This window comes from Corallococcus sicarius (genome assembly GCF_003611735.1).
Taxonomy (GTDB): Bacteria; Myxococcota; Myxococcia; order Myxococcales; family Myxococcaceae; genus Corallococcus; species Corallococcus sicarius.
In genome coordinates, this window is record NZ_RAWG01000284.1 from 1 (window position 1) to 12,732 (window position 12,732).

Annotated in this window: 13 protein-coding genes and 1 pseudogene; 6 read left to right on the forward strand and 8 right to left on the reverse strand. The window is 69.4% G+C overall.

Annotation, left to right across the window (positions count from 1 at the left end; all coding sequences use genetic code 11):
* Positions 1–104: 104 nt before the first annotated feature.
* Positions 105–1,118, reverse strand: a complete 1,014-nt coding sequence (gene trpS / locus D7X12_RS32045) for a tryptophan--tRNA ligase (RefSeq protein ID WP_120629037.1) — start codon at positions 1,116–1,118, stop codon at positions 105–107.
* Between the two features lie 244 nt (positions 1,119–1,362).
* Between trpS and D7X12_RS32050 the strand changes: the two genes are divergently transcribed.
* The 4 genes from D7X12_RS32050 (at position 1,363) to D7X12_RS32065 (ending at position 3,824) form a co-directional block, all read left to right on the forward strand.
* Positions 1,363–2,553: a DUF4388 domain-containing protein gene (locus D7X12_RS32050; RefSeq protein WP_120629038.1), complete on the forward strand. Its 1,191-nt coding sequence runs from the start codon at positions 1,363–1,365 to the stop codon at positions 2,551–2,553.
* Positions 2,554–2,672: 119 nt separating this feature from the next.
* Complete coding sequence (locus D7X12_RS32055; RefSeq protein ID WP_120629039.1) at positions 2,673–3,011, forward strand: ArsR/SmtB family transcription factor; 339 nt, start codon at positions 2,673–2,675, stop codon at positions 3,009–3,011.
* The gene (locus tag D7X12_RS32060; protein ID WP_120629040.1) at positions 2,992–3,492 is read left to right on the forward strand and encodes an SRPBCC family protein; all 501 of its coding nucleotides are present in this window, start codon (positions 2,992–2,994) and stop codon (positions 3,490–3,492) included. Before D7X12_RS32055 ends, D7X12_RS32060 begins: the two co-directional genes overlap by 20 nt.
* 44 nt (positions 3,493–3,536) lie before the next feature.
* Positions 3,537–3,824, forward strand: coding sequence for a hypothetical protein (locus D7X12_RS32065; protein ID WP_120629041.1), 288 nt, complete (start codon positions 3,537–3,539; stop codon positions 3,822–3,824).
* Positions 3,825–3,911: 87 nt separating this feature from the next.
* Here D7X12_RS32065 and D7X12_RS32070 read toward each other — a convergent pair whose 3' ends face one another.
* Together D7X12_RS32070 and D7X12_RS32075 are read right to left on the reverse strand one after the other, a co-directional pair.
* Positions 3,912–4,112: a hypothetical protein gene (locus D7X12_RS32070; RefSeq protein ID WP_120629042.1), complete on the reverse strand. Its 201-nt coding sequence runs from the start codon at positions 4,110–4,112 to the stop codon at positions 3,912–3,914.
* A gap of 173 nt (positions 4,113–4,285) precedes the next feature.
* Positions 4,286–6,367 carry a sodium-translocating pyrophosphatase gene (locus tag D7X12_RS32075; protein WP_120629043.1) on the reverse strand — a complete coding sequence of 694 codons (2,082 nt, stop codon included), beginning with the start codon at positions 6,365–6,367 and terminating at the stop codon, positions 4,286–4,288.
* A 518-nt stretch (positions 6,368–6,885) separates the two neighbouring features.
* Here D7X12_RS32075 and D7X12_RS32080 point away from each other — a divergent pair.
* Complete coding sequence (locus tag D7X12_RS32080) at positions 6,886–7,986, forward strand: hypothetical protein (RefSeq protein WP_120629044.1); 1,101 nt, start codon at positions 6,886–6,888, stop codon at positions 7,984–7,986.
* Here the strand turns inward: D7X12_RS32080 and D7X12_RS32085 are convergent.
* Both D7X12_RS32085 and xerD read right to left on the reverse strand, forming a co-directional pair.
* Entirely contained in the window at positions 7,947–8,909 is a 963-nt protein-coding gene (locus D7X12_RS32085) for a hypothetical protein (protein ID WP_120629049.1), read from the reverse strand. The two genes, D7X12_RS32080 and D7X12_RS32085, sit on opposite strands and share 40 nt — an antisense overlap.
* Positions 8,910–9,073: 164 nt before the next feature.
* On the reverse strand, positions 9,074–10,009 hold the full coding sequence (gene xerD, locus D7X12_RS32090; RefSeq protein WP_120629045.1) for a site-specific tyrosine recombinase XerD: 936 nt from the start codon (positions 10,007–10,009) through the stop codon (positions 9,074–9,076).
* 116 nt (positions 10,010–10,125) lie between these two features.
* On the opposite strand from xerD, the gene D7X12_RS32095 reads away from it, so the two are divergent.
* The gene (locus D7X12_RS32095) at positions 10,126–10,431 is read left to right on the forward strand and encodes a hypothetical protein (RefSeq protein ID WP_120629046.1); all 306 of its coding nucleotides are present in this window, start codon (positions 10,126–10,128) and stop codon (positions 10,429–10,431) included.
* Between the two features lie 31 nt (positions 10,432–10,462).
* Here the strand turns inward: D7X12_RS32095 and D7X12_RS32100 are convergent, their stop codons facing one another.
* From D7X12_RS32100 to D7X12_RS32110, 3 genes and pseudogenes are all read right to left on the reverse strand, one after another.
* Positions 10,463–11,365 carry a hypothetical protein gene (locus D7X12_RS32100; RefSeq protein ID WP_244224910.1) on the reverse strand — a complete coding sequence of 301 codons (903 nt, stop codon included), beginning with the start codon at positions 11,363–11,365 and terminating at the stop codon, positions 10,463–10,465.
* A gap of 109 nt (positions 11,366–11,474) precedes the next feature.
* Positions 11,475–12,095 carry an L-threonylcarbamoyladenylate synthase gene (locus D7X12_RS32105; RefSeq protein WP_120629048.1) on the reverse strand — a complete coding sequence of 207 codons (621 nt, stop codon included), beginning with the start codon at positions 12,093–12,095 and terminating at the stop codon, positions 11,475–11,477.
* 38 nt (positions 12,096–12,133) lie between these two features.
* Positions 12,134–12,732, reverse strand: a pseudogene (locus tag D7X12_RS32110) (cation:proton antiporter); the annotation flags it as partial.

Below are 12,732 nucleotides of genomic sequence, written 5' to 3' on the forward strand. Positions count from 1 at the left end.
TCGCGCAAGGGCCCGAATTTCCGGCCTTTAGCGCGTGCCGGGAGGGACAGATCTCCTTAACAGTGCCTTCCAGGTGGGTCAAACATTCGAACAGGAACAGGTGTTCAGGGAATACCCACGGCGCGGCGCACCTGGTCCATCAGGCGGGTGGCCTCCGCGCGGGCGCGCTGGGCGCCGTCCTGGAGGATGCGCTCCACCTCCCCCGGGTCCGCGAGCAGTTCCGCGTGGCGCTGACGGGCCGGGCCGAAGGTGGTGTGGAACGCCTCCAGGAGCTTCTTCTTGTAGTCGCCGTAGCCCTTGCCGCCGGCCTTCCACGTCGCGTCCACGTCCGCGAACTCCGAGGCCGGGAGCATCAGCTTGAGCAGGTCATAGAGCGGCGCGTCCTGGGTGGGCTTGGGCGCCTCCACCGGGGTGGAGTCCGTCTTGATGGACATGATCCGCTTCTTGATGTCCTTCTCCTCGCCGAACAGCTCCAGCGTGTTGCCGTAGGACTTGGACATCTTGCGCCCGTCGATGCCGGGCACCGTCGCGGCGGACTCCTGGAGGTGGGCCGCAGGCAGCTTGAGGATGCCGGGCGCGTGGCCGCGCTCCTTGCCCTCCGGATCCGCGGGGTCGTAGCCGGGCACGTACTGGGTGTTGAACTTCACGGCCCAGTCGCGCGCGAACTCGATGTGTTGGATCTGATCCTTGCCCACGGGCACGGCGTCCGCGCTGTAGAGCAGGATGTCCGCCGCCATCAGCACCGGGTAGGCGAAGAGGCCGAAGTCCGGACTGATGCCCTGCGCGACCTTGTCCTTGTAGCTGTGCGCGCGCTCCAGGTTCGACTGCGGCACCACGGTGCCGAGGATCCAGTAGAGCTCCACCACTTCCTTCACGTCGCTCTGGCGGAAGAGCACGGCCTTCTTCGGATCCAGGCCCAGCGACAGGTACGTGAGCGCCGCGTCGCGCGTCAGCTCCAGCGCCAGCTTGGGATCCCGCACGGTGGTGAGCGCGTGGTAGTTGGCGATGAAGTAGTACGCCTCGCCCTGATCCTGGAGCTGCACGAACTGCCGCATCGCCCCGTAATAGTTGCCAATGTGCAGCCTTCCGGACGACTGGACACCTGAGAGAGTCCGCATAGCGATTGCCATTCCAATGACGGGTGGAGGACACCGGCTCGTTCGCATACCCGCTCCGGCCCTGCAACCTTCCGTTGAGGCTGGCGTCCGGGATCCACCGCCCCACATCCGCGCCCCACTCCCGCCTGGAATATTGCGTCAGGCCAGTAAAATCCCAGCAGTTCCGGGGGGTTGAGAGGGCTCGGGTCTACCGCTACCCTGGCGGCTGACGCAGCAGTCGGCCCGCCTTGGAGGGCGCCACAGGATGGAAGCGTTCACGGGAAACCTGGCCAGCTACCGACTCCAGCTGGTGTTGCCGCCGCTCTACTCGACACCGGGACTCGAGGGGACGCTGCGGGTGGAGCGAGGCGCGGTGCGCCGGGAGTTCTACCTGCGGGATGGGCACCTGGTGGGCGTGGCCTCCACGGATCCGCGCGAGCACCTGGCGCAGGTGCTGGTGAACCTCCGCATCCTGGATGCGCCCCGCGCGGCGGCGGCGTTCGAGGCGGCCGAGGGCGCGAACATGCCCTATGGCACCTACCTGGTGCAGCGCTGCTTCGTGGACCTGTCGCAGCTCATCGAGGCGATGGAGCACAAGGCGCGCGAGGCGCTCTTCGACTGCTATGCCTGGGAGTCGGGCGAGGTGGAGTTCACGCCGGGCCTGCCCCTGTCGGGGCGCGCGGTGGGGCTGCGCCTGCCCTTGAGCACGCTGGACCGGGACGCGGTGGCGCGCCTGCGCGAGTGGGCGATGTTCCGGGAGATCTTCCCCCGCCTGGACACCACGTTCCGCGTGTTCCGCGAGTTCGCGGTGGAGACCTTCTCCGAGGAGGAGGACGTGCTCCTGGACCTGGCCGCCGGTGGGGCGACGCTGGGCGAGCTGCTCGCGAGCGCGCGGGAGGCGCCGCTGTTCGCCGCGCGCTGGGTGCTGCACCTGTACCGCCGGGGCGCGCTGGCGCCGCACCGGACGAAGGGGCTCCAGGTGGGCGAGTCCACGGAGTTCACGGAGCTGCTGGCGCTGGTGCGCGCGTTCCTGTCCTCGCGCAAGTACGACCACGCGGTGGCGCTGGCGGCGCAGGTGTTGGAGCGCGGGCCGGTGCCGGAGGCGCACGCGCTGTACCGCGAGGCGGAGGTCGGGCTGACGCTGGCGCTGAGTGATGAGCTGTTCGCGTTGGACGGGCGGCTCGTGTTCGAGCCCATCCCCCGCCCTGCCCCGCCGGATCTGACGGCGGATGACCTGTACCTGTACTCGAAGCTGCGGGGCAGCCGGAGCATCCGGCAGGCGCTGCGCACGGCGGCCATGGGAGAGCTGGCGGCGTCGCGGTCGGTGCACCGGCTGATGGCGGCGGGCCTCATCCGCGTGGCCCCGCTGGCGGAGGGAGACACCGCCCCCGTGCCCCGGCGCACCATCACCGAGCCCTATGGCTTGAGCGTGGTGGAGCTCGTGGGCGGGAGCTGATGGCGGGTTGAACCCACCGGTCCTGGACGGGGACGGACCTGGCGGACAGCCGGGCGCCGTCCCTCTCAGGTCCGATATATGCCTTGACGGACATATGTCCTGATGGGCATATTGTGGACATGATCGAGACGTTCGCCGCGCTCGCGGACCCCAACCGCTTTCGCATCGTGGAGTTGCTGCGCTCCGGGCCCCACGCGGTGAACGACATTGGCGAGCGGCTGCAGCTCAATCAGCCGCAGGTGTCCAAGCACCTGCGGGTCTTGAAGGAAGCGGGCCTCGTCGACGTGCAGCCGCGGGCCCAGCAGCGCCTCTACGAGCTGCGCGCACAACCCCTGCGTCAACTTCACGAATGGCTCGAGCGCTACCACCAGCTCTGGGATGAGCGCTTCGAGGCAATGGACGAGCTCATCCAGGAGCTCCAGCAAGAGGAGAAGTCCCATGGCCGAAGCAAGAAGTGAGTCCCCCCGGAGCGCCACCTCCATGGAGCTCAAGTCCGACCGGGAGATCCTCATCTCCCGCACGTTCCGCGCACCGGCGCGCATCGTGTTCGACGCGTGGACGCGGCCCGAGTTCGTGAAGCGCTGGTGGGCTCCCAAGTCCCACTGCGCCGACCTCGTGGACATCCAGGCCGACGTCCGCGTGGGCGGGTCCTACCGCTACCACGTGCGGAGCGGCGGCAATGCATTCAGCTTCTATGGCACCTACTCCGAAGTGACCCCGCACACGCGGCTTGTCTATACGCAGATCTTCGAGCCATTCCCCGACTCACCCGTGCAGGTGACCGTCACCTTCGAGGAGCGCGACGGCCGGACGCACCTCGTGTCGCATGAGGTGTATCCGTCCAAGGAAGCACTCGAGGGAGCGCTTGCCTCCGGCATGGAGCACGGCCTGCGCGAGACGATGGACCAGCTCGACGAACTCGTCGCTTCGATGCTCTGAACTCGGCAAACTCCAGGACTCCTCACCACCCCCTGGAGGTCCTCATGTTGCGTTCTCTGTGTTTCGTGGTGCTGTGCGCTGTCGGGCTCACGGCTTGCGGTACGGATGCCGTCGAGGCGGACGACACCCTGGGAAGCACCCAGCAGGGACTCGCCTGTGAGGTCGAAACGGGCGCCTGCCGCGGCACCACGACGACCTGCGCCTGGCTCAGCAATGGCTCCGGTGAGGGCCTCTGTCGCCCCAAGTGCAGCTCCACCGGCACCTGTCCGTCCGGACAGACCTGCTTCACGCAGCCGAATGGCCAGCCGTACTGCAACGGTGTCCGGCTCTAGCGTCCGCTGAAGTGGGCAGCACCGGGGCGGCGTGTGTCTTCGCGCCGCCTCGGATGCGGGCCAGTCTTTCGGGGGCCACGGCCCGCGTCAGAGGGACGGCTGCTCCTGCTGCTGCATCAGGGCTTCCACCTGGCGCTGGAGCGCGTGCAACCGGTCCAGCTTCTCCCTCAGCTCCAGGCGCATCTGGAGATGATCGGTGTGGAGGACCTCGTCGTGCAGCTCCTCGGTGCTCTCAGCCAGGCAGGCGTGGAGGAGGTCGATTTGCTGCGGGGTGAGCTCCAGGACCATGGAACACCTCTCTGTCAGCGGAACACGGTGAAGTGTAAACACGCGCCCGCCCACTGCCCCAAGACCCCGTCCGACATCTCCTGGTGGGTTGTCCTCTGCCCTACAAGGTCCCAGCCAGAAGTACGATCCGCCGCCCGGCCCCCTGCGGGCGGGCGGCGGATCTCAAACACTGACTACCGGAGCGCGATCAGCGAGGCCACGAGCAGCGAGACAACGCTCATGACCTTGATGAGGATGGCCACGCCCGGACCGGAGGTGTCCTTGAACGGGTCGCCCACCATGTCGCCGACGACGGCGGCCTTGTGGACCTGCGAGCCCTTCGCGTGGCCCGGCAGCTTGCCCTTCTCGATGTACTTCTTCGCGTTGTCCCAGGCGCCACCCGCGTTGGCCATGTAGAGGGCCATGGTGGCGCCGACCATCAGCGCGCCGGCCAGCAGACCCGCCAGCGCGGACGGCCCCAGCACCCAGCCCACCAGCGGCGGGGCGACGATGGCGATGAGGCCCGGGAAGATCATCTCGCGCAGCGCGCTCTTGGTCGCGATGTCGACGATCTTCTTGGGGTCCGGGTCCGCCTTGAGCTCCATCAGGCCCGGGATCTCACGGAACTGACGGCCAATCTCTTCCACGATGGCGCCGGCGGCGCGGCCCACGGCGAGCATCGTGGAGGCGCCCACCAGGAACGGCAGGATGGAGCCCAGCAGCATGCCCACGATGACGTTCGGGTTGGTCAAGAGCAGGCTCATCTCCGGCAGACCGGCGGCGATGCGCGTGTGGTTGACCTCCAGGTTGAACGCGGAGAAGAGCGCGATGACGGTGAGCGTCGCCGAACCGATGGCGAAGCCCTTGCCGATGGCCGCCGTGGTGTTGCCCACCGCGTCCAGCTCGTCGGTGATGGCGCGCACTTCGGGGCCGAGCCCCGACATCTCGGAGATGCCGCCCGCGTTGTCGGAGATGGGGCCGTAGGCGTCCACCGTCATCACGACGGCCGTACCGCCCAGCATGCCCACCGCCGCCATCGCGATGCCGTACAGGCCGAGCGCGCGGTCCGCGATGTACGCCACCAGGGCGATGGTCGCCATGGAGATGCCCACGCTCTCCATGCCCACGGCGAGGCCGCGGATGAGGTTGGTGCCGGCGCCCGTGATGGACGCCTCCGCGATGCGCTGCACCGGCGTGGAGGACGTGTAGTAGTCCGTGACGAGGCCGATGATGGCACCGCCGAAGGCGCCCGCGGCCAGCGCCACCGTGATGTTCTGGGACAGGCCGAACACCTGCATCATCACGAACGACAGTCCCACCAGGATGACGGGGGGCAGGATGAGGGCGCTGCGAAGCACCTGCGCGGGGTTCAGGTGCTTGAAGGCGCGAGCAATGAAGATGCTCAGCAGGCTGACCACGAGGCCCACCGCGGACAGCACGAGCGGGAGCACCACGCCGGCCACCTTCGCGCTCGCCGTCGTCGCCGCGGGGTCCACCACGAGGCGGGACAGCTCCGTCGCGTTGGCGGTCAGCGCGATCGCCATCGCGGCGACGAGCGCGGCCACCATGGACTCGTAGATGTCCGCGCCCATGCCGGCCACGTCACCCACGTTGTCGCCCACGTTGTCGGCGATGACGCCGGGGTTGCGCGGGTCGTCCTCGGGGATGTTCTCGATGACCTTGCCGGCGATGTCCGAGCCGACGTCCGCGGCCTTGGTGTAGATGCCGCCGCCCACGCGCGCGAAGAGCGCGATGGAGCTGGCGCCCACGGCGAACGAGTGGAGGATGGGGGCGAGCTGCGAATGCCCCTGGAACGCGTAGTAGACGCCGCCCATGCCGACCAGGCCCAGGCCCGCGACCGCGAGCCCCATCACCGCGCCGCCGTCGAGCGCGACCAGCAGCGCGTTCGGCTTGGAGCCGGTGCGCGCGGCCTGCGCGGTGCGCACGTTCGCGTACGTCGCGGCCTTCATGCCGATGTAGCCCGCGAGCAGCGACAGGAACGCGCCGAGCACGAAGCTCCCGCTCGCCAGCCCTCCCAGCGTCAGGCCGATGATCACCGCGATGACCGCGCAGTAGACCGCGAGCACCTTGTACTCGCGGACGAGGAACGCCATGGCGCCTTCGCGGATGTAGCCCGCGATGCGGTTCATGGTCGCGTCACCTTCCGGAAGTGCCTTGACGCGGAAGTAGAAGAACGCGGAGAAGAGCAGTCCCACGGCGCCGATGACGCCGGGTGCGACCGCCCAGAAATTCGACTCGAGACTCGACAACTCCATCCATTCCTCCAGAGCAGTCACGGGGGTGACAACTCCCCCCGAGCGGGCCGCTCGTGTTCCGCGAAATTTGTTTGGGGGGGCCTATACGTGATTTCAGAGCAAGCGGGGAGGCCTTCTCGAACTCCCCTGGAGCCCCGTGCGCCCGGATCCCGGGGTCAGGTCGTCTCCAGGGTGGCAGGGGGACCCCGGGCAACGAAGGGCTCACGCAAGCGGCCCGAGAGGTCCAAAGTGCCCGGATTCACTCACGCCGCAGCGAAAGGCGCGGGCCCGCCGCGGGTCCAGGGCCACCCCTTTCCACGAGCCGGGAGCAGACCACGCCACCACGGCTCGTGCGGGTGGAAATATCACCCGGAGTAGAAGAAGCCCTGCTGGGGCCTCGGGACGGCGCTACCGCGGCGGGTTCAGTCCAGGCACTTCCGCGTGCGGGGATCGCACTCGAACCTGGTGTGCAGTGACGCGGCAGCATCGGGAGCTGCACTCGGCGAGAACTGCGTCGGATTGAATCATAGAGTGCGGCCATGGGCGGCACACCCCCTCGCGGCAACCGGCTGGCGCTGGCGTTCGCCGAGCACCTGCGCGGCTATCTCGTCAGCACCCAGAGCACCTTCATGGTGGTCTGCCACTTCGGCTGGATGATGATGCTCCTCATCGGCCTGAACGACAGCGGGCTCCCCGGCAGCGGGCTGCGCCAGCTGGGACAGTGGCTGCTGCGCGCCTACGCGTGGTTGGGGGGCGTGGATGACAACGGACACGGCGGCGTGCCGGAGCTGATGGAGGTGTGGGGCAAGCTCTCGGTCGGCGTCTACGCGCTGCAGTGGCTTTTGCGCCGCGTGCGCGGCGAGCGCCCCCTCTGGAGTTTCTGGCGCGCCGTGGGCCTGTCCACCGGCATCGCGGCCGCGGGCTATGGCGTGGCCTTCGCCGCCATCGGGCCTGCCATGTCGGGCAGCGGGGGCGAGGCCCTCGGGATCCTGTTCGCGTTCGTGTGCGTCACCTTCTTCAGCACGGCCTGGGCGCTCGCCTTCCAGCGCACGCGCCTGCTGACGCCCCCTCCTCCGGAGGCGGGCACGGAGCGCGCGGAGTGGACGGTGCCGGGCGCGCCCACTCCACCCCGTGCCGCCCGCCCGCGTCCTGTCGGGCTGCCCATGCGCGCCTCGCTCGGTGCAGGACTGCTGGTGCTGGTGCTGGGGATCGCGGTGGGGACCTCGCGGCCACGCGGCAACGTGCGGGTCCTCAGCGAGGAGGAGGCGCGTGCCTGGCGCGAGCAGGAGCCTCCCATCACACCTCCGGACGGGGCCGCGCCCGGGACCCCCTCGCGGCCCTGGGAGGCGGAGCCGTGCCGCGGCGTCGGGGCGTGCCAGCTGGCCTGCGACGATCATGACGCGGCAGCCTGCGCGGTGCTCTCGGAGCTGGTGCAGTACGGCGTGGCCAGCGCGCGGCGCGATTCAGCGCGGGCTCGCACGCTGCTCCAGCGCGCCTGTGCGCTGGGTCATGGGCCAGCGTGTGTCCGCCTCACGGCTGCTGGCGAGCCGGACGCGGGCCCCCAGCGTGTCGCCACGCCCGAGGAGTCGCCCTCCCCGCATCACCTGCAGGGCCCGCAGTCGCGCAGGCAGCTGCGGTAGCTGGTGCCCAGGCCACACGACTCGGTGAACTGGCAGATGCCGTCGCCACACTCGAAGACATCCTGTCTCCGCAGCCGCGTGGTGATGGGCCGGTAGCTCCTGCCCTGGTAGGTGCAGCGCGAGTGATAGGGCTTGAAGAGGCTCGACTCGCAGTACACATCACAGCTCGAGAGCGGGACGATGGGCGGACAGTTCTCCTCCACCCGCTCGAGCGGCCCCGGAGACAGCGCACAACCGCGCGGGGAGCTCTGGCTCCCACGCAGCAGGCCCTGGTCACTGGCCACGTAGATGCCCTCATCCGTGAAGAGGTTCCCGAAGAAGCAGGCCTCCTGTTTGGCGAAGCCCGAGAGTTCCACCGAGCTGTAGGGAATGGCCTGTCCCCTGCCATTGAGCCCCAGCACGGAGATGGCCATCGTCGTCCCGGAGTTGGTGGTGTGCGCGGCCAGGCACGCCGACACCACCTGCTGCTCGGTCGTGGTGGCCCGCTGGCCCTGGGCCCAATCCGGCGCGAGGCCGAGCAACCCCGCCCACGTATGCGTCGTCCCCGTTACCGGGTTGCGGTAGCTGCGCAGCTGCCCCGCCGGCACCGCGCACCGCACCACGTAGCGCATCACCATGTCGGCGAGCGTCGGGTTCGTCTGGAACCACGTGACGAACTGGGACGACGCCAGTCCCTGGCTGGACAGCCCGTTGAACGACAGCCCATTGAAGGACAGCCCGTTGCTGGACATGCCATTGAAAGACAGCCCGTTGAAGGACAGCCCATTCGCTGACGCCGCCTCCTGCTCGAGGGTGCCGGGCTGCTCGACGATGCCGGGCTCCTCGACGGGCGCTCCGGACAGGTCCTCTACCGGACCGCAGCCCGTCCCGACCGCCAGCCACGACACCGCGAGAAACAACCCCACTTGAAGCCAAGGCGACATGCGCTCTCCCATGAATGACATTCCTTCCGCGAATCCTCGCGGCGGAGCAGGGCCGGGTTGTGAACCCCCGACCTGGGTGCAGGAGCGCGTCGGCTGAGGGACAGCGGGTCCGTGGGGTGCCGGACGCTTGCCGTCCCCTCCCCCGCGCCGGTCCGCCCCCCATGTCACGTCGTGGGCTGGCGCTTCCGGGCGGTGGGCTTCGGCTTGAACGCATCGCTGCGCGGGTGGAACTCGTCGTACACCTTGCGCAGCCGCGCGCCGTTGACGTGGGTGTAGATCTGCGTCGTCGCCAGGTCCGCGTGCCCCAGCATCTGCTGCACCGCCCGCAGGTCCGCGCCCCGCTCCACCAGGTGCGTGGCGAACGAGTGCCGCAGCTTGTGCGGTGACAGCGGCTTCAGGATGCCGGCCTTCAGCGCATAGCGCTTGAGCAGCTTCCAGAAGCCCTGCCGCGTGAAGCCTCCGCCGCGCGGCGTGACGAACAGCGCCTTCGCCTCGCGCCGGCCCAGCAGCTCCGGCCGGGACAGCGCCAGGAACGTCTGGACCTTCTCGATGGCCACGCGCCCCAGCGGGACGATGCGCTCCTTGGAGCCCTTGCCCTTCGCGATGAGGTAGCCCGCGGTGAGCTGCACGTTGTTGAGCTCCAGCGTGCACAGCTCCGTCACGCGCAGCCCCGTGGCGTAGAGCACCTCCAGCATCGCCTTGTCGCGCATGCCGGTGACGGTGCGCTCGTCGGGCGCGGCGAGCAGCTGCTCCACCTCCTCCAGCGTGAGGAACACGGGCAGCTTGCGCGGCGACTTCGGCGTGTCCACGTCCTCCGTGGGATCCTTGTCCGCCAGCCGCTCCGCGATGAGGAAGCGGTGGAAGACGCGGATGGCGGCCAGGTGCCGCGCCTGACTGCGGCGGCCCAGGCCCCGCTTGCCCAGCGTCGTCAGGTGCGCGAGCACGTCCTCCTGCGTGACGCGGCCCACGTCGTCCTTGCCCCGGGAGCGCAGGTCCTCGAAGTACACGGTGAGGTCCGCCGCGTAGGCGTCCACCGTCTTGCCGGACAGCCCCCGCTCCGCGCGGATGAAGGCGATGAACGCGTCGAGCAGTCCTTCCATGGGCCCGGAGGGTAGCGAAGGAACACGTGTCCGTCACGGATGCGGGCTATGAAGACCTGTCTTCGCGAACACCCGACCCGGAGCAACCGATGCTGCGTGCACAAGGCTGGATGTGGATGGCGGTCCTGACCCTCGGAAGCATGGGCGCGACGGCAGGAGCGCAGGAGCCCGCTCCCGCGACGACGTCCACCAAGACGCGGACCGGCACGCTGAAGGAGCTCACCGCGACGTCCCTCCAGCTCGCGGGCGCCACGAAGAACGCCCCGCCGCTGACCTACGTGCTGGACAACCCGAAGCAGGAGCTCAAGGCGTCCCTCGCGGGGCTCAAGGCCGGGGACACCGTCCGCCTCACCTACGCCCCGAACGCCGTGGGCGCGAAGGTCGTCACCCAGGTGGAGAAGGTCGCGGCCGCGACGCCGTAGCGGCCACGCCGTGGAGCCGGGGCCCCACGCCTCACGCGTGGGGTTCGGCGGCGGCCTCCTGCGCGTGCGCGCGCTCCAGCGCCTCCACCACCCACGGCCAGCCCACCAGGATGTTGCCCGGCGAGCGCAGGCACGCGTCCGCCACCGCCAGCACCTCCGCGGGCCGCGAGCGCACCGCCAGCGCCAGGTGCCGTCCCAGGAACGGGTGCGGCAGGTAGCTCAGGTTGTGATGCCGCACCGGCACCCACCGCAGCGTGGGCCGCCCGGTGAAGCGCTCCACCGCGTACGCCACCGCCTGCGCCAGCACCTCCAGCGCGTAGAACGGCAGCCGGAACGCGCACGCCAGGAAGGCCACCAGCGCGCTCGCGGCCACCGCGCCCGCGAAGGACACCGACGAGGCGCCGCTCCACACCAGCATGGGCACGAGGCTCGTGGCGATTGCCGCCACCTGCACGTTGCGCACGGTCGGCCCGCGTCCGCTCGCCAGCCCTCCAATGCTCCCCGCCGACAGGCCGGACACGATGCCCAGGCACACGCCCACCGCCATCGCCGCCATGCCGCCGGACTCCGGCCCGAACGCGCCCCCCGCCGTGGCGTGCAGCCCCGCGAGCATCGACACGCTCGCGAGCGAGCCCAGCAGCACCCCCGACGCGAGCCCCGACACCAGCGCCACCACCAGCCCCACCGCGGAGCACAGCGCCGCGGAGAGGATCCACACGCCCCGCATCGGCACACCCATCACATAGAGCCCCAGCCCCATCAGCGCCGTGAGCCCGGGAGAGAGGACGACGAGCAGCAACAGCATCCGACCGACGAAGGCCCCGGCGGCGCGGCCCCCTTCCGCCTGCTCACGCCAGAGCTGTCCGATGCGTCCCGCGGGCGAGCGGATGCCGGCTTCGCGCAGGCGGTAGTGCAGATCAATGGGCCTCATCATCAACAGCCCGAGCAGCGCGAGCGTGCTCGGCACGCGCTCCGGAATGTCGACAATCACTGGCGCTGCTAGACGGTCCCCCTCGGCCAAGGCTCCCCCCTCTGGTTCGGGTTCAGGCCTCCAGACTACCCTTCCCTTGCCTGAGGATTTCAAGCGCATCGCCCACGAGTGAAACCACCGTGGACGGCTCGTTCAACGTGACGCCACCGTCAAGGATGAGCTCCAACCCGTGGCCCAACACCGTCTTGATGTCGCGCGCGTCAGACAAAACCGTACCATCGGTATGTGTCGCTGACGTGGTGACGAGCGGGCGGCCCAGCGCTTTTGCCAGCTCGCGTGGGAGGGCTGCGTCAGGGACACGCAGTCCTACCTGTTTCTGCTTCGTCATCATCACTTCCGGAACGAGGCGCGTGGCTTCCAGGATGAAGGTGAAAGCACCGGGAGTGAGACCCTTCATCGCGCGGTAGGCGAAGTTGCTCACGTGCGCGTAGCGCGCCACGTCCGACAGGTCCGGGCACAAAAGAGACAGCGGCTTCTTCTTGTCGCGGCCCTTGAGCTGATAAAGCCGCTCAATTGCTTTCTTGGAATTCAAGTCACAGCCGAGCCCGTAGTACGTGTCCGTCGGGTAGGCGATGAGGCCGCCCTTCTCCAACACCTCCACCGCCCGCGCGATGTGGCGCGGCGAGGGGTGGTCCACGTCCACCTCGAGGATGGGGGCGATGGTGGGGGGCATGACGGAAGGTGGCTCCTGGCAGGAAAAGCGTGCCTCCACTATGCGCCGCCGCCCGCCTCTTCCGCACGGATTTCGCGGCTGGCCACCAGCGCGCGTCGCGTGAGCACCGGCCCCACCAGCTCGTGCGCGGTGATCATCGCGATGATGAGCACCTCCACCTGCGGCCCGAACGACGGGAAGCTGCGCGACACGAGCGCCGCCAGCCCGAACGTCACCCCTGCCTGGGAGATGAGCCCCATCCACAGGTACTGCTTGAGGCGGGGATCCTCCGAGGGCGCGAACCGCCGGCAGGCCCACCAGATGGCCAGGGCGCGCAGGGCCACGAGCAGCAGCGCGGCCGGCCCCACCGTCACCAGCGCATCCAGCTTCAAGCCCGCTCCCGCCGCGGCGAAGAAGAGCGCGAACACGGGCAGGCCCGCCTGCTGGATGGCCAGGTGGATGCGCCGGCCCTCGCGCTCATCCAGGTTCGCGATCAGCGCTCCGGCCGCCAGCGACACCAGGAGCGGCGACAGGTGCAGCCGCGCCCCGCCCTCGGCCGCCGCGAACGTCAGCCCCACGAGGAAGAGGGGCAGCTCCCGGTTGACGCCCCGCATGTACAGCAGCATCACCATGGCCAGCAGGCACCCCACCGCCACCG